Origin of the sequence: Ruminococcus sp. AF20-12LB (assembly GCF_003478985.1) — a bacterium.
In the GTDB taxonomy this organism is placed as follows: Bacteria; Bacillota; Clostridia; order Lachnospirales; family Lachnospiraceae; genus Blautia_A.
Map to the genome: position 1 here is coordinate 37,805 of NZ_QUGH01000011.1, position 22,496 is coordinate 60,300.

13 protein-coding genes and 1 tRNA gene are annotated in these 22,496 nt (G+C 47.2%); 2 read left to right on the forward strand and 12 right to left on the reverse strand.

The annotated features are described in order from the left end of the window. Positions 1-8 precede the first annotated feature (8 nt). Positions 9-92 (forward strand) — tRNA-Leu (locus DWX61_RS13680). Positions 93-209: 117 nt separating this feature from the next. Here the strand turns inward: DWX61_RS13680 and DWX61_RS13685 are convergent. The 9 genes from DWX61_RS13685 to DWX61_RS13725 form a co-directional block, all read right to left on the reverse strand. Then, a complete protein-coding gene (locus DWX61_RS13685; protein ID WP_118512960.1) occupies positions 210-677 on the reverse strand; it encodes a signal peptidase II in 468 nt (155 codons plus the stop codon). Positions 678-758: 81 nt separating this feature from the next. Continuing rightward, the gene (locus DWX61_RS13690) at positions 759-1,412 is read right to left on the reverse strand and encodes a zinc ribbon domain-containing protein (RefSeq protein ID WP_118512961.1); all 654 of its coding nucleotides are present in this window, start codon (positions 1,410-1,412) and stop codon (positions 759-761) included. 42 nt (positions 1,413-1,454) lie between these two features. Beyond that, positions 1,455-2,840: an ATP-dependent Clp protease ATP-binding subunit ClpX gene (gene clpX / locus DWX61_RS13695; protein ID WP_182434010.1), complete on the reverse strand. Its 1,386-nt coding sequence runs from the start codon at positions 2,838-2,840 to the stop codon at positions 1,455-1,457. Between the two features lie 136 nt (positions 2,841-2,976). Further along, a complete protein-coding gene (locus tag DWX61_RS13700; RefSeq protein ID WP_118625846.1) occupies positions 2,977-4,560 on the reverse strand; it encodes a S1C family serine protease in 1,584 nt (527 codons plus the stop codon). Positions 4,561-4,710: 150 nt separating this feature from the next. Further along, a complete protein-coding gene (locus tag DWX61_RS13705) occupies positions 4,711-5,640 on the reverse strand; it encodes a glycosyltransferase family 2 protein (protein WP_118625848.1) in 930 nt (309 codons plus the stop codon). 71 nt (positions 5,641-5,711) lie between these two features. Beyond that, a complete protein-coding gene (locus DWX61_RS13710; protein ID WP_118625850.1) occupies positions 5,712-7,052 on the reverse strand; it encodes an LCP family protein in 1,341 nt (446 codons plus the stop codon). Positions 7,053-7,070: 18 nt separating this feature from the next. Then, complete coding sequence (locus tag DWX61_RS13715) at positions 7,071-8,474, reverse strand: undecaprenyl-phosphate glucose phosphotransferase (RefSeq protein WP_022426969.1); 1,404 nt, start codon at positions 8,472-8,474, stop codon at positions 7,071-7,073. Between the two features lie 108 nt (positions 8,475-8,582). Next, positions 8,583-9,539, reverse strand: a complete 957-nt coding sequence (locus DWX61_RS13720; RefSeq protein ID WP_118625852.1) for a glycosyltransferase family 2 protein — start codon at positions 9,537-9,539, stop codon at positions 8,583-8,585. Positions 9,540-9,543: 4 nt separating this feature from the next. Further along, entirely contained in the window at positions 9,544-11,403 is a 1,860-nt protein-coding gene (locus DWX61_RS13725) for a glycosyltransferase family 2 protein (RefSeq protein WP_118625854.1), read from the reverse strand. A gap of 214 nt (positions 11,404-11,617) precedes the next feature. On the opposite strand from DWX61_RS13725, the gene DWX61_RS13730 reads away from it, so the two are divergent. Continuing rightward, the gene (locus tag DWX61_RS13730; protein ID WP_118625856.1) at positions 11,618-12,865 is read left to right on the forward strand and encodes a D-alanyl-D-alanine carboxypeptidase family protein; all 1,248 of its coding nucleotides are present in this window, start codon (positions 11,618-11,620) and stop codon (positions 12,863-12,865) included. 109 nt (positions 12,866-12,974) lie between these two features. Here the strand turns inward: DWX61_RS13730 and DWX61_RS13735 are convergent, their stop codons facing one another. From DWX61_RS13735 to DWX61_RS13745, 3 genes are read right to left on the reverse strand one after another with little or no spacing between them, the layout of a single operon-like run. Beyond that, on the reverse strand, positions 12,975-14,414 hold the full coding sequence (locus tag DWX61_RS13735; RefSeq protein ID WP_243119195.1) for an ArnT family glycosyltransferase: 1,440 nt from the start codon (positions 14,412-14,414) through the stop codon (positions 12,975-12,977). A gap of 11 nt (positions 14,415-14,425) precedes the next feature. Beyond that, entirely contained in the window at positions 14,426-16,873 is a 2,448-nt protein-coding gene (locus DWX61_RS13740) for a glycosyltransferase family 2 protein (RefSeq protein WP_118625858.1), read from the reverse strand. After that, entirely contained in the window at positions 16,849-22,488 is a 5,640-nt protein-coding gene (locus DWX61_RS13745) for a glycosyltransferase (RefSeq protein WP_118625860.1), read from the reverse strand. Before DWX61_RS13745 ends, DWX61_RS13740 begins: the two co-directional genes overlap by 25 nt. Positions 22,489-22,496 lie beyond the last annotated feature (8 nt).

Consider the following 22,496-nt stretch of genomic DNA (forward strand, 5'->3'; position numbering starts at 1 on the left):
GAAAAAATGCAGGAATGGCGGAATTGGCAGACGCGCAGGCTTCAGGTGCCTGTGGTCGCAAGATCGTGTGGGTTCAAGTCCCATTTCCTGCATTCTTTTTTATTTTATCCAAAATCAAAAAAACAGGAGCGCCCAACACCGGCACTTCTGTTTTTTTATTTATTTTTCGTAACTGTCCAGTACCCTCACAGTTACCTTCTAAATAGTTACTATTTTTCTTTTTCAGAAAAGATCTCTCTCCCGCCCCAGAGAAGCACACCTGCAAATATGAAAAGATCCGAAACATTAAATACGACCTTCTTAAGCTTCGGGTTTTCCACATTCAGGCTCACATAATCCGTAACGTATCCCTTTCTGCGCCGTTCCGTATAATTATTCAGACCGCCGCCCAGGATCATTGAAAGCCCAAGCTTGGATATGCGTGTGCCTTTTTCTCCGGAAGTACGTATGTACTCCCAGATCGCACCGCCCAGCACCATAGATGCAAGATTTCTCAGAAGTTCTTTATCTATGTTTTTTAATATCCCAAGCATCATCCCGTGATTATGGCAGTTTCTTACGATCAGCCTGCCTCCCAGATACTTTTTCTTCAGATTTTTCTCTTCCAATGTGTTGATTTTCTTCTTTATATAATAGTCTGTACCAAAGATTCCCGCCGTCAGTAAATTCCACAACATTATTCCCTCTCCTTATTTCTGTGATCTGCATAATACTCAGGCAGGCTCCCGCTGGGGAAAGCCTGCCTGATATACTCATGGTTATTCTGTTTTTTCTTCTGTTGTTTCTGTATTTTCCGGATCAGCCGCAGGCTCCTCTGTTCCTGCAGATTCCACTTCCAATTCCGGATCCGATCCTGATGTTTCTATTTCTGACGCTTCTGCGGTTTCTGCTGTTTCCACTACTTCTGCAGCTTCTTCTGCAGCTTCTTCTGCTTCCGGCTCTTCTGCTGTCTCCGATACTTCTGTCACCTCTGCCTCAGCAGCCTCTTTCAGTTCCTCATCTGCCTGCTCGATCACATCGGCTGCTTTCTCTTCCAGCTCCGCTGTAGGACACGCCGCTCCGCAATACGGACAGAAGCTGGCCTCCCGCATCACCGCCTTATGGCAGGCCGGGCAAAACTTCTCCCCTTTGCTGGCAGCGATCGCATCTCTGTAGTGATCTGCCTCCAGCATATGCTGGCTGATCTCCTCGCAGATAGCTCCCGTCTCACCGTCAACGGCTTCTCCCTGCTCATAACGTGTATAGATCATCTTTCCGATATCCATCATCAGCTTTTCGGTCATACGCTCCTGTGCAGAGAGCTTGTTACGGATCTTCTGGATCTCATAGAGATTCTCTGCCCTGGAACTTAAGCCCTTTGCCTTTCTTGTCAGTGTGTTTCCCAGATCATCCCAAAAACTGCTTTTTTCCATGTCTGTCACGCTCCTTTATATATTAAAGAATCTTCTTGTTTCTTATCCTTCCAGTGCCGGGATCTCCTGGCCACGCATAAGGATCTTCGGACCTCCGTTGCCCCGAATGTATCCCTCTGTGATCACAACCTCACCGATATTGTCGTCCTTGGGGATCTCATACATGATATCCAGCATATACTCCTCTAGGATAGCCCGGAGAGCTCTGGCTCCTGTATGGCGTTCCAATGCCTTACGCGCAATGGCATGTAAGGCACCGTCCTCAAACTCCAGTTTTACTTCATCCAGTGCCAGAAGCTTCTTGTACTGTTTCAGAATGGCGTTCTTCGGCTCCTTGAGGATCTTCACAAGCATATCTTCCGTCAGCCCGTTCAGGGTAAAGATGATCGGAAGACGACCGATAAATTCCGGAATCATTCCAAATGCTCGGAGGTCATCTACAGTTACTTTCTCCAGCACATGCGGATCATCATCATATTTGTCCTTCAGATCTGCATAAAATCCAATAGATGCCTGTTTATTCAGTCTTTCTTTGATGATATTCTCAAGATCCGGGAACGCACCGCCACAGATAAACAGAATGTTCCTTGTATTTACAGTCACCATAGGTACCATGGCATTCTTGCTGCTAGCACCTACCGGAACTTCCACTTCACTTCCCTCCAGAAGTTTCAGAAGTCCCTGCTGGACAGCCTCTCCGCTGACATCTCTCTGGTTGGTATTCTTCTTCTTTGCGATCTTATCGATCTCATCGATGAAAATGATCCCGTGCTCTGCCTTCTCCACATCATTATCCGCAGCTGCAAGCAGCTTGGATACTACGCTCTCGATATCATCACCGATATAACCGGCCTCTGTAAGAGATGTGGCATCTGCAATGGCAAGCGGTACCTGAAGAAGTCTGGCAAGCATCTTTACCAGATAAGTCTTACCGCAGCCTGTAGGTCCGATCATCAGCATATTGGATTTCTCGATCTCAATATCATCCATGGTATCTGTGGCAACCCTCTTATAATGGTTGTATACGCCTACAGACATTACCTTCTTGGCATATTCCTGTCCGATCACATATTCATCCAGGGTTGCCTTGATCTTATGTGGTGCAGGAATATCTTTGAGATCGATCACCGGCTTCGGAGTCTCTGATTTTTTCTTGATCTTCTTCGCCTGGTTTCCGGGATTCTGGAAACTGCTGAGATCGATCATGCTCACATTCGGCATGTTAAAAAGATCGGAATAATTTCCATTATTCATCTGGGTATTCATAGTATCAAAGCTTTTCTGCATGCAATCTGCACAGATATGTATATGATTGGGAAGGTCGATCATCTTCCCTGCCTGACTCTCCGGTCTGCGGCATAAAAAACAGAATTTCTCGTATTTCTGCTCCTGGTCATTGTCTTTATTATTATCAAACTGATCTGCCATAACATTTCCTTTCTGGTTTTTATTATGCATATTATAGCACATAATCCCGCTGTATCAAATTAAGTTTTTATAAACCGGGGAGCTGCATGTTCTTATGCAGCTCCCCGGTTTATAAATGATTATCCTGTATTTTCTTTTATTTGTCAGAAGATGGTTTGCTTCCGAGGATCACTTCAATCGTCTGTTCCTTGTACTCTCCGCTGTTCGCCCTGGAGATCACCACTTCGATGTTTTCTCCTGCCTCATAATACTGCAGCTTATCAACAAGGTCATCCTTGCCGCTTACCTTCTGTCCATCCAGCTTCACAATGATATCGCCTTTTTTGATCCCGGCATTATCTGCTGCGCCGCCTTCCGTTACCTCAGTAATAAAAGCACCTGCCGGCATATTATACATCTGGATGGCTTCTGTTGTAAGATCGGCAGCCTTGACTCCCATATATCCTACCTTCGAAGAATCTTCCACCTTATCCCTGGTTTCGCGGTTCATCAGTTCTTCCAGGATCGGCTCTGCCTTGGAGATTGGAATAGCATATCCCATGCCTTCCACCTGACTGTCTGCATACTTGGCCGCATTGATACCGATCACTTCACCGTTCATGTTCAGAAGTGCACCGCCACTGTTTCCAGGATTGATAGCTGCATCAGTCTGGATCAGTCCGCTGGCTTCTCCATCCTCTGTACTGATGCTTCTGTTAAGGGCACTTACCCATCCGGAGGTAACTGACTGGCCATAGCCAAGTGCATTGCCAATGGCAACCACCTGCTCACCGACTACAAGATCGTCCGAGCTTCCCAGCTGCGCGATCTTGATCTCCTCCATGGTCTCATCCGGAATATCGGATTTTTCCACTGCCACTACTGCCAGGTCATTCTCTTCATCGGTGCCTTTGATCTTGGCAGAAACCGCGTTATCCACGTCCACATCTCCATCGGAACCGAATCCGGTGCTGTCACTGCTTGCCATGGCCTGGGTTTCTTCTTCCGCTCCTACCACATCACTGCCTGCAAAGCACACAGTAAGTGTAGTCGCTCCGGAGACTACATGGTTGTTAGTCGCAATGAGAAGCTCGCTGTCATTTTCTCCTACAATAATACCGGAGCCACTTCCTGCACTCTGATACTGCCTCGTTCCATATCCGAAAAAGTTTGGGATCTCCTGTACACTGACGGATGTAATGGCAACGATAGAAGACATGGTCGCCTGAGCTACACCAGCCACTGTACCACTCTCTGCCACAATATCCTTCACAGTGGAATCTGCAGAGCTGCTGCCAGTACTGTCCTCTGTTCCAGTAACCGTTTCTGTCTTCCCGATCGTTGTACCGCTGTCGTTTCCTCTGTATTTATCTGCTGCAATATTCACACCCTGAAAAACTGCTCCGGCCACCAGCCCAAAGATCACAGCCAGTGCCACCGCAGTGGCTGCTTTTTTTCCAAAGCTGTTGTTTCCTGAAAAATCCTTCTTTTTCCGCGGCTTTTTGGGCGGTATATTTCCACCGGCATAATTACCAGCCTGAGGCTGATGCACCTCATAATGTCCGTATTTCGTTTTCTCCTGCGAAACACCTTCACTCTGTCCGGCATCCGCATCACTGTTCTGTCCGCTCTCCTGCATCCTGCGTCCCTCAGAATAAGGATGCGTCAGCGGTTTCTGTTCTGCCGAAACATTCTCATCATCATCCGGCAAGCCTGTCCCCCATTTATTCTCTTCACTCATACCTCTGGTGCTCCCTTCTATGTTATCTGATGCATTTATCTGTTACTGTTCACTCCGTTCTCAGTAACATTTATTTTTCTTATAAAAGACAGTTTAACAGGGAATTGTGTTTAAACTGTGATATCTCTTTTAAAAAACCGTGACCTGCTCTTATTTGTTCTTTTTCCAATATTCCGGATTCATGGTGCAGGATCGGATCATTTTTTCAGGGAGCTTTTTGTATCGTTTTCCGAGAAAATATCCGGCGTATTTGGAAGTACTCTGCAAAAACAGTCCGGGAATCAGCCATACGTGGCCTGTTTTCAGAAGATATGCCATACTTTTTTTTACCAGTCGGATGCCCTCACCTTCGGAAGGCACTCCTTCAAAAACCTCCGGATGTTCTGCCTGGGAAACTCCCAGATCAAAATTCCTGTGGAACTGCTGCATACAGCTGTAATTGTGAGAATGATACACCCGTGCCTCTGATACATAGGCAACTCCATAGCCTTTTTTTACCATCCAGCCTGCATAGATCATATCTTCATTAAAAATAGCATGCTCCGGAAATCCGCCAATCTCATCATAGATCCTGTGATCATAAGCAGCACAGACGTTGGAGCAGAAATATGTTTTAATTCCGTGGGTCTGTACATCTTTTTCCGTTTTCAGGCAGGACTGTTCCGGATAATTAAAGGAACGGGTATATTTTTCCAGAAATCTGCAGTCCTTTTTTGGAAGCTGGCGAGCGTAAGCGGCTCCTGCCTGTGGATTCTCTGCAAGGGCTCCTACCAGTGCTCCGATCAGTTCCCTGTCTGCCGGCATTGCATCCTGTGTCATAAATACAAGGATCTCCGCATCCGAAAGCTCCGCCGCCTGCCTTCTGGTACCACCATGGTCAAATTCTTCTTTTGTAAGATGCCGGACTTCCACAAGCGGATATTTCTGTTCCCAGATTTCTTTCCAGAATTTCTTTTCCGTATTCATGACAAGGATCTTGTTGATAGGATATTTCTGTGCGCTGAGTCTTTCCAGCAGTTTTTCAAACTCTTCTCCCGGACGGTATGCCGGGATGATCACGTCTGTTTTTAATGTTTTCATATTTGTCTCCTGTCCAGAAAGGACCACCCGTTACTGGATGGTCCCTTCTGCTGGTTAATCATTTTGATATTTTATTCATTCTCCGAATAATCTTCTCCGTCGGTATAATCGCTGTAATCCGTATCATAATCGCCGGTATCCGTATCGGAATTGTCTCCGGAATAGTCCGTATCTGTGCTGTAATCGTCTCCGGAGTAATCGGCATCATAATCTGTGTCTGCGCTGTAATCAGCATCGCCACTTGTGTCCGTACTGCTGTAATCTGTGGATGTATCTCCCTGCCACGTGTACGAATCATCCGTTGTGTCATTTGGTGTATCTGTCACCGCAGGTGCAGTGTCCTGCACATCACCTCCGCCTGCGATATTTGTAATCTGGGCACTTCTGTTGAGCACGTCCTGCGTCGGAGTGTAACTGGCGTCTCCATACAGGAACTGATGTATCTTCAGAACATTGGATTCCAGTGTGGTAGGTACGATAACACTGCCCTTTACCTGGGCAAATTTGTAATCATTCGGGAAACCTGTAGTCTCATCAATGCTGTAACCGATCATAGCCGGGATCATCTTCAGGATCTCTGTCTTGGAAACGGAAGTTTTGACCATCGGGAAAACCTGATCCATAATATCAAAGATAGTAGAAAGACCTGCCTTTTTTGCCTTGTCCACGATCATCTGGATCACTCGTCTCTGTCTCTCGGTACGCCCCATATCAAGACTTGCAGTATAACGGATACGGCAGTAGGAGGTAGCCTGCACGCCATTAAGATGATAGGTATCTACGATCGCTTCCTCATCCTCCGGCTTCGGATCCGGCAGTTCAACCGGTGTGTAGCTCTTTCCGGTTTCCTCTGATGTCTCCACACAGTAATTGTTCATATGAACGATTTCCGCATAGGAAAGAGGGATGTCCAGCCCTCCCAGGCAGTCTACCACAGTTACCAGTGCATCAAAATCAATAGCAACATAATCGGTGATATTCAGATCCAGATTGGTATTCAGCATGGAAACCGCATTGGTCGGTCCGCCAAGTGCATATGCCGAATTGGCTTTGGAATAGGTATCATCCTTTACATTGAGAAGGGTATCTCTATAGACAGACACAAGTTTGACTGCCTTCGTATCATTGTTGATACTCGCAATGATGATGGTATCACTGTTCTCTGTGTTCAGCTTCTCGTTCTTGCTTCTGTGGTCCAGTCCGAACAGTGCATAGGTGGTATATCCCGTCATCTGCGGTGCCTGATCATTAGTTACAATATCCTGGTCTGCAAGATCTGTTTCCTGGATGTCGATCTTATCCAGTTTGGCTGAGATCTGACCATAAACGAACAGACCTCCGATAAACAGGAGCAGTACAACGATTTCCAGGATAAATAAAATCTTCTTGCTTTTTTTCCGAGGTTTTGACATCTTTTCCTTTTCCCCTTTTTAGTATGCGTTCTTATTAATAAATCCTTTGAATATGGTAAGAAACATGATCTTTATATCAAATCCCACAGACCAGTTTTCGATATAATACAGATCACACTCTATCCTTTTTCTGATAGAAGTATCTCCACGATAGCCATTTACCTGCGCCCACCCGGTAAGACCCGGCCGCACCTGATGCTTGACCATATAACGTGGTATCTCCTCCCTAAACTTTTCTACAAAAAACGGCCGCTCCGGTCTTGGTCCCACAAGACTCATCTCACCCTTCAGAATGTTAAAAAGCTGTGGAAGCTCATCCAGACTGGTATGACGCATAAATTTACCGATTCCGGTAACTCTTGGATCATTCTTTACTGTCCACGCCTTTTTTTCTTCTGATTCTTTCTGGATCTCCATGGAACGGAATTTATACATCCGGAAAGTCTGATTGTGAAGCCCGACACGTTCCTGCTTATAGATCAGCGGTCCCGGCGAGGTCAGCTTGATCAGCATACACAGCACCAGCATCACCGGGGAGGACACAATGATCGCAACGATCGCGCCTGCAATATCCATAGATCTCTTGATCAGTGCATTAAACGTGTTGCTCAGGGGCACATACCGGATATTGATCACCGGAAGCCCGAGAATATCTTCTGTATATGGTTTGGTCGGAATAATATTATTATAGTCCGGAATAAATTTTGTGTGCACGCCGGATTTTTCACAGAGTGCAACGATCTCTTCCAGACGATAATACTCACTTAAGCCCAGGGTAATGGCTATCTCATCCAGACGACTGGATGGAAGGATGATCATCAGATTGGCGATTCGACCGATCACCTTAACGCCTTTATAAGTAGTGCCTGCCGGCACATTGTCATCCAGTATGCCCCTGATCACGTATCCCCATTGCGGATTCTGCAGGATCCTGTCTACATATTCCTCGGCAGCACGGCTGTATCCTACCAGCAGCACCTGTTTCTGGTTCATTCCTTTTTTGCGCATATCCCGGAGAATGTAAAATATGACCATACGCACAAACCATTCCAGGACGATATTGATCACACAGAAAGAAACCAGAGTAAGACGGGAATAGTCCAACTCTTTAAAATTGTAAAGTGCAAACATGATGATAAGGAGCCCTAACGCATTTGCCTTCACAATTCCGGCAAGTACGAGACGACGCCCCTGCATTCGCATCGGTGTATAAAGATCAAAGGCCTGATAAAGAAGTAAATATCCCGGAATAATGAATATCAGCATAAACATATATTCCTGGACGGTCTTGGACTGGACCGCCGAATGCTCAAAAATTCCCTGAAAACGGATCAGCCAGGCCAGGGCATAGGAGGCCGCGATCACAAATACATCGATCAGCATATGGAGACGACTGAAATTTTTCTGGTTATCTTTAATCAATTTCCGCCACCTCATTTAAGTTCATTGCTTTTATCTTATAATAGATGAAACTCAAAAGCAATAAAATCTTCCCTCCGAAATATAAAAATTCTGTGAAAATATGATGTCTTAACCGGCAAAACGCCTAAAAATGTTAATCCAGAGTTCAAACTGGAGCTGTATATAACGCGGAAGATTCCTCATGGAAAATCTGACTTTTTTGTTTTTGCGACTGATCTGAAAGCCGTTTTTGATGCCTGCAAGGTACTCACGTCCGAATCCCTTGGACGCAAAAAACAGGATCTTCGCACCGAATCCCACCAGAAAGAACGGAAGGTTCAGCACGATCTGGAGAAACGGCATATTCTTATAGATAAGATAAATATTGTTTCTGGAAGAATACCGGATCTTGAACTGATTATATCTGGAACCGCTGGTGCCGCTTCCTACATGATAAACCTTCGCTTTGGGAGCATACCAGTTCTGGTAACCGCAGATCCTGGCACGATAACCGATGTCCAGATCCTCCAGATAAGCAAAATGCTCCTCATCAAAATCTCCGATCCTGTCAATAAATTTCTTCCGGTAGATCGCAGCTCCCGCACAGGTGGAAAAAATCTTCTGCTCTCGGTCATAATGGCTGATGTCCTTGCCTTTTCCCCTGGCAAAAGCCCAGCCAAGGGCACAGTAATAATTTCCGGCATCATCCATCTTGTCCCTGTCATGAAGCTGGATCATCTTTGCCTGACAGGAAAATGCCTTCTTATGTCTGCGCAGGGCAGCAACCATCTCCTCCAGGAAATCCGGTTCCGCTTCCGTATCATTGTTCAGAAGCAGCACATATGGGGAACGTGCCGCACGGATTCCTTCATTGACGGCTCTGCTGAAGCCGTAATTTTCCGGAAGCTGTATCATGTGTACCCATGGATATTCCGCTGAAACAAATGCACAGCTGCCATCAGTGGAACCATTATCCACCAGTATAACCTCAAAATTACGGATGGTCTGTCTTTCAAGACTGGAAAGAACACCATCCAGATATGCCATTCCGTTAAAGTTTGGTATGACTACTGATACTTCCTGCATTGCTTTATCCCTTCTTCTTTCCCATTCCCGGAAGGGGCTTCAGGGAATAATTCCATTTGGTTAAAGAAAGATTTTTGTTATAGTATGGATCTCCTTTTTTCAGGATATCCAGCCAGTGACAGCGCATGTACTCGATCTCCGTCTGGAAACGACGGACCTTTTCCTCGCTGTCCTCAGTGCCTCTTGACTTGGATTCGTAATGATAGAGCTTCACATACGGATCATAGACGATAAGATGACCGTGGCTTCGCACCTTCAGGCAGAGATCCACATCATTAAACGCAACTGCAAGCTCTTCCGTAAAGCCTCCTGCCTCCAGAAAAACTTCCTTCTTCATCATCATACATGCTGCAGTCACACAGCTCATATCCTGCAAAAGAGAGGCCTTATGGAGATATCCGGTACGCTCCGCCGGCATATTCACAAACATATTCCCGGCAATTCCGCCCATTCCCACCACGCAGCCTGCATGCTGAATGGTGTTGTCCGGATAGATCAGCTTGACGCCGACTGCACCTGTTTCCTTACGCTGGCACACGCTCAGCATCTCTGACATCCAGTCCGGATCGATGACCTTAACGTCATTATTCAGAAAAAGCAGGTAATCTCCCTTGGCATGGCGCACCCCGAAATTGTTGATGGCAGAATAGTTGAAGCCTTTTTTCCAGCGGATCAGATGAACCCTGGGATCCTCCGAAAGCTTTCTGTAATACCGGAAGATCTCCTCGGAGCTACTGTTATTCTCCACAATGATGATCTCGTAATTTTTGTAGGCAGTTTTTTCAAAAATGGATTCCACGCAAGCCTGAAGCGTTTCTTTCTCCTCACGGTTCGGAATGATAACAGAAACCAGAGGTTCTCCCTGCACCGGATACTTCACACGGTAAAATCCAAAATCCGGAGTATGCTCCACGGTTCCCGGAGTTCCGGTCCGTTTGAGATTCCCCTCAATGGCACGTCTGCCGGCTTCAAAAGCATACATCTTGCTTGCCGGATTATCTGCTGTGGAGGATTTGTGTGTCCTCCAGTGATAAAGGATCTCCGGTACATGGACCACTTCCCTTGCCTGCTCCACACAGCGGAAAATGAAATCATAATCCTGGGCGCCGTCAAATTCCCGACGGAATCCGCCCACCGTCTGCACTACTGAACGTCTTACCACCAGAAAATGGCAGATATAATTATTGGATCTTAAAAGATCCAGGTTAAAGTCCGGTTTCAGATGGGGCTGAAAATGTTCAGAAAGATCTGTCGTGACCTTATCCTCATCTGTATAGATCACATCCGCCTCCGGATGCTCCTCCAATGCCGCCGCGATCTCATACAATGCATTGGGGGCCAGCAGATCATCATGATCCAGAAGTGCGATAAAATCACCCTTTGCCATGGCAAAAGCCGCGTTTGTATTTTCTGCAATGCCAAGATTTTCTTTCAGGTCCTGATAGCGGATCCTCCTGTCCATCTCTGCATAGGATTTCAGCACAGTCTGCATGTCCGGATCCTCCGGGCTTCCGTTTGCCAGACACAGCTCCCAGTTCTCATATGTCTGTGCAAGGAGAGAGTCCAGCATCTGTCTTAAAAAACGCTCCGGTGTCAGATATGCAGGTACCACAATGCTGATCAGCGGCCCATCCGGAAATTTGCGTTTCCGCTGCTTCTCCAGTGTTTCCTCGTCAGGTCTGTATGCCTCATACCATGGTCCGTAGGGAACCTCTTCCGGCTCAAAACGCTCATGAAGCCGGATCCAGAACTCTTTCAGGCCATAATGCTTCAGGTATCTTAATCCCTTCTGTACTGTATAGGGGGAAAGCTTCTTTATAAGTCTGTCCCATTGGATCTTTCCTGTAGAATCATCTTTACTCATATATTATCTCCGTATTACTCAGTTTGATGTTACTGTTCACTCCGTTCTCAGCAACACGCTTCGCGGAACATTTCCAGTGAACAGTAACAGTTTGATGAACATATTTTACCATTCCATCATTTTTTTTGCAAGGAAGAGAGGAAATGTGTTATACTAGGCTTACGTATGTATTGCTTACATAAGAATTATTTTTTATACAGGAGTACCATTTATCATGAAAAAATCAAGAATAACCACAGCGCTTCTGGCTATTGGGATCTCAGCTTCCATGGTGTTCCAGACTCCGGTTTTCGCCACAGAAGAAACCGCTGTTGCTGCATCCTCCGGTATTACCACCAATGGGATCAGCGGATGGCCTCAGGGGCCTGAGATCACTTCCGCATCTGCCGTGATCATGGAAGATACTTCCGATACGCTCCTCTACGCCAAGGATATGGACACCACGCTTTCTCCGGCCGGCGCAGTTAAGATCATGACCTGTCTTCTGGCACTGGAGAACAGCCAGCTTGACGATCAGGTTACCATGACAGAAACCGGTGTATCCGGTGTTACAGACGGAGGCGCTCATATTTCCTCACAGCTCGGAGAGGTATTTACCATGGAGCAGTGCCTTTACGCTCTGATGCTGGCCTCTGCCAATGACATTGCCCTCCAGATTGCAGAACAGATTGGTGGATCTGTAGATGCATTTGTCCAGAAAATGAACGACCGTGCCCGAGAACTTGGATGCACCAATACAGTATTTACCAATCCTACCGGTCTTCCGGATGACGCTCAGCATACCACAGCACATGATCTGGCTCTGATCATGCAGGCAGCTATCAGTAATGACAGCTTCCGCACCATCTCCGGAGCCACCTCCTATACGATCCCGGCTACCAATGTTTCCGGCGGTACCCGTAACCTGACAAGCTCTTTTACCATGACAGATCCTGCATCCGCTTCCTATTATGAAGGATGCATCGGCGGCCGCGAAAGTACCACCACTGCTTCCGGAAGCGTTCTTGTCACAGCTGCGCAGCGAAATGGTACTACTCTGATCGCTGTAGTCATGAACGGAGCTACCGGTCAGACAGCCAACGAAGCGATCTCTCTTCTGGATTACGGTTTTTCCAATTTCCAGCTTCTGGATCTCAGCGAGGATGATTTTCACATCCTGTCCGGCGGCACTGTAATGGTTCCATCCGGTGCGACCGCAGACGACCTGACTACGGAAGATACGGAATCTGACGGTCAGATCTTACGCACCTACTCCTTTGGCGGAACTCAGGTGGGAACTGCAGTAGTCGAGGATTCCTCCCAGGAAAGCTCCTCCGATGTACTGGAAAATGATGAAAACATGGATTCTGCAAAAGCTTATTCCGAATCCAGATCCCAGATCCCGTATTTTGCCATTGGCGGTGTGGGCATCCTGCTCCTTATCCTTCTGCTGTGGCGCATGATCCGGATCATCCGTTCCTGATCTTGGTTCCCAAGCGGATATACTTCAGAATTAAAAAATCCCTCCTATGTACCGGTCATACCCGGATACATAGAAGGGATTTTTTTCTGCCATCTCACCCATCGGGGTGTCAGCCATAAAATGGAACTACCAGAAAGATATAGCATAAAAACGGAGAAGCAGCCAGAAGTGCTGTCAGGACCCGGTATATCCACATTCTGATATTTTCTTTTTTTACAAAACGCTCAAGCAGACGGTTCCAGCCGGCTGTCACAAAATACATAGCCGGATACAGTGCCGGCATGATATAACGTCCCTGTGCCTGGTTGTCACTATAATATACATAATACATAAACAGACCCACAGGGATCAGGATCAGAAGGATCAGCAACAGATGAAAGATTCCTTTTCTGTCCCATTTATCGTACACTGTTATCGTTTTTATCTTCAGCTTTTCACTTCCTGCTGCTTTTCGTTCTTTTACCACAGTACGTTTCTTCGGATAAAACATTCCCAACATGGTCAAAATACCGATCCCACCCATTCCAAAGAACAGGAAATATGCCTTGCTCACACTATAAGGCATATAGATCTGCATCAGGCCAAAGGTTCCGATAAAGCTTACCAGAACTGTCAGCAGCCAGTTATGCTGCCAGCCCGGGTCCTGATACAGAAGGATATCCTTCCATGACCAGTTCAGCTTCTCCGGTGTAGGGTATCTGGACGGCCTGTAATCAACAGCCGCATATTTTTCCGCACACTGTGCACAGGCCTTTCTTCCGATAAGATCTCCGTCATAGAGAACGGCATTTCGTATAAACCACCAGCCGCATAAAGCAAGGGTTACTGCCGCGATCACGATCCCTCTCCGGAACAGAAATGCAACTCTCTGTTTTACCGGCTCTTCCCTGCACAGAAGGACTGTCAGGCAGAAAAACAGGAAACTGCATAAGATCCATCCGTAGGCATTATAGTAGGACAGTGCACAGACTGCCATTCCAACAGCCAGAAGGATTGAATTTCTGAAGCTCCAGTCTCCCGCTTCCAAATAACAGGCCCAGGAATACAGGATCATCGCCATGGATAAAAGTGCCAGGGAATCCGTATTTACATAAGTTCCCAGAAACAATGCCTGCGGCATAAAGCCTGCCAGTGCGGCAAACAGCCATCTTCCCTCTTTCGGAAAGAGCTTTCCGGATGCTTTCACCACAAAATATACCGCTCCGGTCACAAAGAGCACATCTGCCATTCTCGCCGCATGGAGCAATCCGTCTGCAGATGCATGGAACAGACCTGCGATTCCCATAAATACAGCAGATACCATGTAGGAAAGGATCGGATAATAAGCATAGGAAATCCCCCAGGTCGCATCACGGATGGTGGGTTCATCTCCAAGAGGCAGCTTTCCCGAATGTGCATGAAGATACTGCGCCACCATGTAGCGCATTTTTTCATCGGGGCCTGCCCCCAGCGGCTGCATGAACGCCCATGCGGTCAGGAGCAGAAATGCTGCCAGGACAAGAACTCCTGCCTGAACTCTCTCATCCTTCCAGATTTTTTTCTTTTCCAAAATATAACCTCCTATATCCGCTTCAGAGAGAAATCCTGGCTCTCCAGTGTAAGGTTCGGATTATAGTAAGGATCTCCGTCACGGAGGATCTCCGGCCAGTGCTTCTCAAAGGAAGCGATCTCACGGTTAAATCTTGCCACCTTTTCCGGTGTATCCTCAAGACCTCTGGATTTGGATTCATAGTGATAAAGCTCCGCATAAGGATTGTATACAACCAGATATCCGGCTTTTCCCAAACGGAGGCAGAAATCTATGTCATTAAAGGCAACCTGAAATTCCTCACTTAATCCGTGAACCTTATCAAAGGCCTCACGCTTCACCATCATGCAGGCTGCTGTTACAGCGCTGTAATCCTGGGCACAGATGATCCTGTGGCAGTATCCGGTAGCGTCTCTCTTCTGCTGCACAAAGCAGTGTCCCGCAATGCCGCCGAAACCAACGACTACTCCTGCATGCTGCACGGTGTCATCCTCATAATAGAGCCGCGCTCCTACAGCTCCCACATCCGGTCTCATACAGTATCCCAGAAGCTGCTCCAGACAGTCCGGGCTGATGATCTCCGTATCGTTGTTGAGAAGAAGCAGATAGTCACCCTTAGCATGAGCAGCTCCGAAATTATTGATGGCAGAATAGTTGAAAATACCATCCCAGTACACCACATGGGCTTTCGGATTGGATGCTTCCAGCTCTTTATAGTAAGCAAAGGTCTCATCCTCCGTACTGTTGTTCTCCACGATCACATACTCATAATTGCGGTAAGTCGCCTTTTCTTCGATGGAATCAATGCATCTCTTCAGATCATCGATGTGATCCTTGTTGGGGATAATGATGGAGATCAGCGGTTTTTCCTCCCAGAGGAATTTTGTACGGTAAAGTCCAAGATATTCACCCTTTTCGATTTCCACCGGAACTCCGATCCTGTCATAATGAGCCTTGATGGCACGTGCTCCTGCATCAAAGGCATACATTTTGCTTTCCGGATTCTCTGCTGTGGAATCCTCATGGCATCTCCAGTGATAAAGGATCCTGGGGATATGATGGATCTGCTCTCTTCCCGCAGCTTCCACACAGCGGAATACAAAATCATAATCCTGTGCACCGTCAAATTCCTTTTTCAGCATTCCGATCTGATCCACGATCTCTTTTTTTACGACAAAAAGATGGCAGATGTAGTTTACTGTACACAAAAGATCAATATTGAAGTCCGGTTTGAAATGCGGCTGGAAGAATTTGTGCCCGTCCATGGACATCTTATCTTCATCGGAATACAGAACCTTAAGTTCCGGATCCTCATTCAGCGCTTTCACACACCGGAACAAGGCATCCGGCGTCAGCTCATCATCATGATCTGCAAACACGATAAAATCCCCTGTTGCCGCTTTCATGGCAGCATTGGTATTCTCTGCGATCTTAAGTGCCTGGTCGTTGCGGATCACGCGGATCCTGTCATCACTTTTTTCCAGCCTGTTAAGATAATCGGTAAGAGGAGAATCTGCTCCGCTTCCGTCAGAAAGACAGAGCTCCCAGTTCCCGTAGGTCTGGGCTTCTATGGAATCTACCAGCTGCTGGAGATATTTCTCCGGTGTTTTGTAAAGCGGGATCACAATACTGAATTTTGGATTCCTGGAAAATTTCGTTTTTCTTTCTTCTGCAAGCTCTGCCTTGTCCGGCAGATGCTTCACGATCCATTTGGAATAATCCACCGGACGGTTTTTACGGTCCAGCACCTTTCCGAATACCTTTCCGGTAAGGGCTGCTGCTCCGTGAAGCTTCATGTAACGGCTTCCCTTACGGAAATATACCGCAGCTTTCTCCGCAAGGCGCTTCTGTGGCTGCAGATGTACCAGACGAAGTGTCCGCACATTGCCTGCCTCAAATACAATGTAGAAGTCCTTCACACTGTCATAATGGAATTCAAAGAAAAAACCGCTCTTCTCATCGATCTCTGTTTCCTGGTACTGATTCTGCACATCCACACGTTTCAGTCTGGTGATCTCGCAGGGGATTTCATTCCGGCTGCGATCCTCCAAGCGTATGGTCAGGGGGCTGTTAAAGGCTGCCCACCCACGGACACGGCAGATTTTTTCCCCAGCTTCCACCTCGATGCTCTCGATAAAGTACTGCGGTTTTCCCTGTTTCCTGTAAAGCTGTGCTGCCGAAACAGAAAACCACCGGATACGTTTTTCACCCTTTACCGCATAAACAACAAGCTTCTTTTTGCCCTCCAGATCCGGCAGGCAGATTTCCATCTGTACACGTTCTCCGTTTACCAGATCCAGATCCTTAAAGCGCTCCAGGGCGCTGACACGCTCCTGGGCACTGATGGCTGCCGGAAGCTTTTCCCCGTCAAGAACGGCTTCCGGCTTATGATTCTTCGGCCAGATCCCCTGAAGGTGATACAGAGAAATGTCCTTCAGGTCAAACCTGTCCTTTTCTACTTCGTATAGCTCTCGCTGCATAACAATTCCTCCATTGCATCTTTTCCGGTATTTACTGTAAGGTAATGTTCCATAACCTTCTGATGTGCGGCCTCACCCATAGCTTTTCTGGCCTTCTCATCGGTTACCAGAGCTTCCAGGGCATTGACCCACTCTTCTTTTGTGGTGCACATCCAGCCATCTTTTCCGTTTTCGACCACGTATTCCATCTCACAGTTACGGCTCATGACACTTGGAACCTTTACAAGAGCAGCCTCTGTCCACTTGTTCTCGGATTTGCACCAATGGAACAGGCTGTTCTCCAGCGGCATCAGATTGATATCAAGTCCTGCGATCACGGCGGGCAGCTGTCTCCAGTCCATAAACGGAAGCTTCTCGATGCGGTTCTGCACCGGCTCCATTCCGGATTCATCCAGCACACCCACCAGCTTCAGGTAAACCTCCGGGTGGCGCTCCATCACCTCCAGAAGTGCTGCCTCCACCTGGGCAAAATCCTGGTCATGGGTTTTGGAACCACTTAAATATCCGATATAGATCCGGTCTTTAGCCTTGTCTGTCTGCTCCACAGCCTCGTGAGACAGGATCTCCATCTCCATACTCATACAGTTGCGGTTGATCACCACCGGTTTTCCCGGGAATTCTGCCCGGATCTCTCCTGCCAGCGTCTCCGTGGATGTAAAATATCCGTCGCAGAATCCCATACATCCGCGGATACGGTCTGTAGTTGTGCAGAAGTCACTGTACTCGCTTCCCTTCAGGAAATGCAGTCCGGAAATTTTTTCGTAATCAAATACCAGATCATCCACATCATAGTAAACAGGGATTCCGGCTGCTTTCGCCCGGTTGGCAAGCATTTCTGCTTCCATCAGCTTGCTGCAGCGGTACATCACGATCGCTGTATATTCCTCGATCTTTTCCTGCTCTGCCTGATCCATCTGGATAAATTTCGATGCATAGCCTTTAAGGATCAGCTGCTCCCGGAAATGCTCCACACGATATCTGGATGCAAAGGAAATCTCCTCTCCTACAAAAAGAAGCCTGCGTTTTTCCACAGGGAGTTCACTTCCGCCGAGAGTTTTCCACAGAGAAATCATCTCTTCCACAATATTCTCCGGCTGCTCATCTTTCAGAACAAGGCCCCTGGCATATCGTTTCACACGTTCTACAGGTGCACCTACCGGAAGTACAGCTACCGGAAATCCCATGGAAATGATCTCCGAGGTTGTGTAGGAGAAGGTCTCCGGCCATACGGACGGGATCAGGAACATATCAATATCCTGCTCCAGGGTAAGTCTCGGGATCTCCTCTCTTGTATATCTTCCTGTCTGGGAAAATACCGGACTTTCGATCTCTTCGTCGGAAGTACCGATCAGTCTCAGACGGATATTCAGTTCATTCTCTTCGATATATCCCGCAAGTGCCTTCACAACTTCCAGGCCTTTTTTGTAGCAGAGTACGCCGATAAGACCAATGTTAAAGGTCTCTGTGGTCTTTTTGTTTTTTTCCACTGCCGGAAGGTAATGGGGTGCATGCGGGATCACATGGAGATTGTATACATCCGGATAAGCACGCTTGAACAGCCTTGCCGTATCATCGGAAAATGCACGGATCTCATCACAGTTTGACAGAAATTCCCGGAATTTTGTACGCCAGAGAGTTCCGGTTCCGTATTCTGTGCAGGCATTGCTGCGGTTATCCGGAATACATTTATCACAGACCTCACAGGATGGAACACCACAGTATTTTCCTTCTGCATCGATCAGATTCACTGCCGGACAAAGGGCAAAGAAATCATGAAGGAGCATAAGGAGCTTCGCACCCTGCTCTCTCTTAAGACGCAGGATACGTTCCAGGGTTCCGTAAAGATTCTGATAGGTCACAAGCTCGTTGATCCAGATCTCATCCACACGCATCAGCTCACCAAGGGCAGTTTCCAGATCATTTGCAAAAAATTCCATCTCATACTGCTTATACTGATACGTAAAGTAAAAACGATTGCTTACGATATTATAGCGAATGGTCACAAAACGATATCCTTCCCGCAGAGCCAGACGTCTTTTCTCCACAAGATAAGCCGTGGCACCACCGCCGAGATCATGGTCAAAGGCCACAATAGTAGGCACATCCAGCTTCCTGTTGAGAAGCTTCATTTCCACGTAAAGTCTTACCGGACGAAGCGGGTCTCTTCTGCAGTAATCCGCAGTATCCTTGTTGTAATCCGGATGCTTGCGGAGCAGCGCCTCACTGTGCTCTTTCAGGAGTCTCTGCTTTTCCTCAGACGGGAAGCTTCCACCATGCTTGTGATATACAAACAGGTTATCCACATGCACGTTCTCATAGCCTGCAGCTATGGCACGCTGGCACCAGTCATTCTCCTCACCGTAACCTTTTCCGAAATTCTCCTCATCCAGAAGGCCAACCTCCTGGATCGCTTTCAGGTTCATACCCATGCAGAAGCCCACACCGGTAGGCATGGCCGGATACTGCGGACGGATCATGCGGAATTCATCATCGATCTCCCACAGCGGCATTCCCTCAAACAGTTTGTTATCCCGGCAGAAATCCGGGAAGCTGCAGATGGTTCCGCAGGTGGTAAACGGTGTGGTGGTTGCAATATTTTCCTTTGCAAAGATCGGAAGCATCAGGCGCTCCAGCCACTCTTCCGGAACCTCCACATCTGTATTTACAAGAGCAACATGATTTTCCGCCATCTTTAATCCACGGTTTACAGACGGAAGGAAGCCCATATTGGTCTCATTATTAAGAAGCACCACATTGTCATGCTCTGCGGCGTATTTTTCCAGATATTTTCCTACTTCAGGATCCGGGCTCTTATCATTTACGATGATCAGACGATATGGAACCTTTGTCTTTTCAATTCCGGAAAACAGAGCATCAAAATACTCCAGTCCGTTGTAAACCGGCACGATCACATCCACCTTCTGCTGATAGATCGACTGTGGATATGCCTTTCTCGCACTGCGTACATGACGCTGTTTGAAATGGCGGAGATTTCCGATACTCTTCGGATCTTCGATAGCGTATACCAGAAGTTCTTTCTGATCCCTGGTTCCCGGGATCTTTCCGATAAGGAATCTCCCGGTATCCGCTGCGGTTCCGTATTCCAGGAAAACAGAAGTCTCTGCCGGCGCAAGAACCGTTGCCAGGAAAGAAAATCCGGCACTTTCCGCATCCGGATTTCCAATGGCATTAGCCACATCCGTACGGTAGATCGTAGTACAGGAAGCCTCCTGAAGCTTCTGTGTTCCCTGATAAAATGCGATCCTTGGCTGTTCCATAGACGCGAATGTCGGATCAAAGGCCCAGCCAATGGCATTTAAGGTGCCATTCTCATAATGGAAGAAGTCAACACTGCCCATACAGGTAGGAGTTGTCTCCACCCCCATCACTGCTGCCGGCTCTGTATGATAACGAAGAACCTTTTTGACCAGTCTCTTTACCTGCGCTTTTTTGCCTGGATGACGAAGGGCCTCTTCCTGCGCACGTGCTGCTTCCGCTGCAGCCTGCTTTGCGGCACGTTCAGCCTCTTTTCTGACACGCTCCTGTTCTCTTCGTACTTCACGCTCTTTTTCAAAGGCCAGAAGCTTTTCCACATCCGGAAGCTCAAGGCAGTCAAGTTTTCCCTCTATTACGATCCTGTCCACATTTTCCGGGTGTGTAACATCGATAAGATAAAAGCCATCGGTGGTAAAAAACGCAGTGGTACTGTTATCCACTTTCATATGGACACCCTGAGGCACAAGCTCCGCACTGCATCCGCAATCCAGACGCTCTATCCTCACTTTCAGGAAATGACCGTTTGCAGGATTCCAGCGGAGATTTCGTATTCCTTTGATACCGGAAAGCGCAAACTCTACCCGGAAACGGTTTCCGGAAAGTTTTCCCTCTGCATAAAGTGTATGCTCTTCACAGAAGCCCTCACCAAGATCATAGTACATCTTGCTGTGCATCTGGTGCTTTTCTCTTTCTCTGTTCACCAGCTCTGTTACGGAAACCGGCACTTTTTTCTGTTCAAACGGGATCAGAGAACCACAGCCCACATACTCATAGACGAAATGCATGGTCCAATCCATAAATATCTCATAGTCTGTATAGCTGATGTCAAACTCCGCCATCATCTCATCCTCATGACATAACCGCGGCAGCTCAGAAACATGTGTATACAATTCATGGATCAGGCGCCACATGATAAAATTCACAGGCACAGGGAAATCAAACATCCACTCATAATCTATGATCTGATTTTCCTTTTCTCCCATAAAGATGTTGCTGCAGATCAGATCCACATTGGCCGGGCAGACGCATTCGTAATCATTTCTTCCCGGATGATCACCAAATACCTCACGGAACTCTCCGGTCCTGTAATCCACAACCTGACGAGCCCCGAAAAATTCCTGATAGAATTTTTTAAGAAGGGCCTTGATCTCTTCAAGATCTTCTTTCTGGGCAAACTCTGCGATTTCCTGGTGAAGAGTTTTTCCGGTAAGGAGCGGATAAGAGATCTTTCCGTTTTCTGCCCTGCAGGGAAGATTCTTGTATTTATCAGATCCGGTACTCTCTGTTCCGGTTTTTTCCAGTTTTTCCACAAATTCCTCAGCCTGGGGCACCATAGCCTCTTTTTCCGCACGGACCTCTCCGTTCTCCCGGACGATCCTGGTCAGAAGACGGAACTTTTCTTTTCGCTCCTGGTTCAGCTTCACATAAAGGATTTCCTCCGGGTCCCGGTTTTCGGTACGTCCTGCCTCCACAAGAAAAGAATTCACAAAGCTGTCCAGGATCTTCTCTTTTTCGAATGCCTTTACGCCTTCACTTTCTGCAAAAAGATCTGCTGTCTTATCTGTGTATACAGGATAGCTTCTTCCGTAAGAATTGGTATAAAGGCTCTCATCTGTAAAAATCTCTGTCGGAAATTTATAATCCGGATACGGGTAGTAAAAGCGCAGAAAAGGAAAGCCGCTGTTTTCCAGCAGCTCTCCCAGTTCATTCTTGGAAAAGGTGCGCACAGACTGATTTCCCGGATATCCGTTGATCCCGAAAAAATGAAGATCTGTGTGATCCTCCGGTGCTCCGGCAAAGTACTTCAGTCCCAGTCTGTTCTCAATGGCAATCAGAAGTCTTCCCTCAGGCTTCAGATAAGCGCCCATCCGCTGAAGAAATGTCTCGTAAGGAGTTTTTCCCTCGGTAAAGCTCATGGCATACTCAAGCACACCGTTTACTACCACATAGTCGAATTTTTCCGGAAAAGTCATGTCATTCAGGTTTCCAACCATGATCGTCAGATTTTCCTTATCCCTGTTTCTCGCATAATTGATATCTGCCCGACGTTTGGAAAGCTCCACGGAAGTCACATGACCGGCCTTGCGGCAAAGCATTCCGGTAATGGCTCCGCATCCGGCTCCGATTTCAAGAACGGAATCCGCCTTTTTCAGAGGGTACCAGTTTAAGATGTTCTCCCGCAGCCCTGAAAAATGGTAGACCATTGGAAAACTCACCTCTTCCTCCGGCAGGTCATCAAAAGATTTTCCTTCCTGCGCCATTTTCAGAAGTGTTTCCTCGATATCCCCATCGGAATAATGATCCTTCGCCGTATAATAATCTAAATTCAACTCCGCCATAGTCGTTC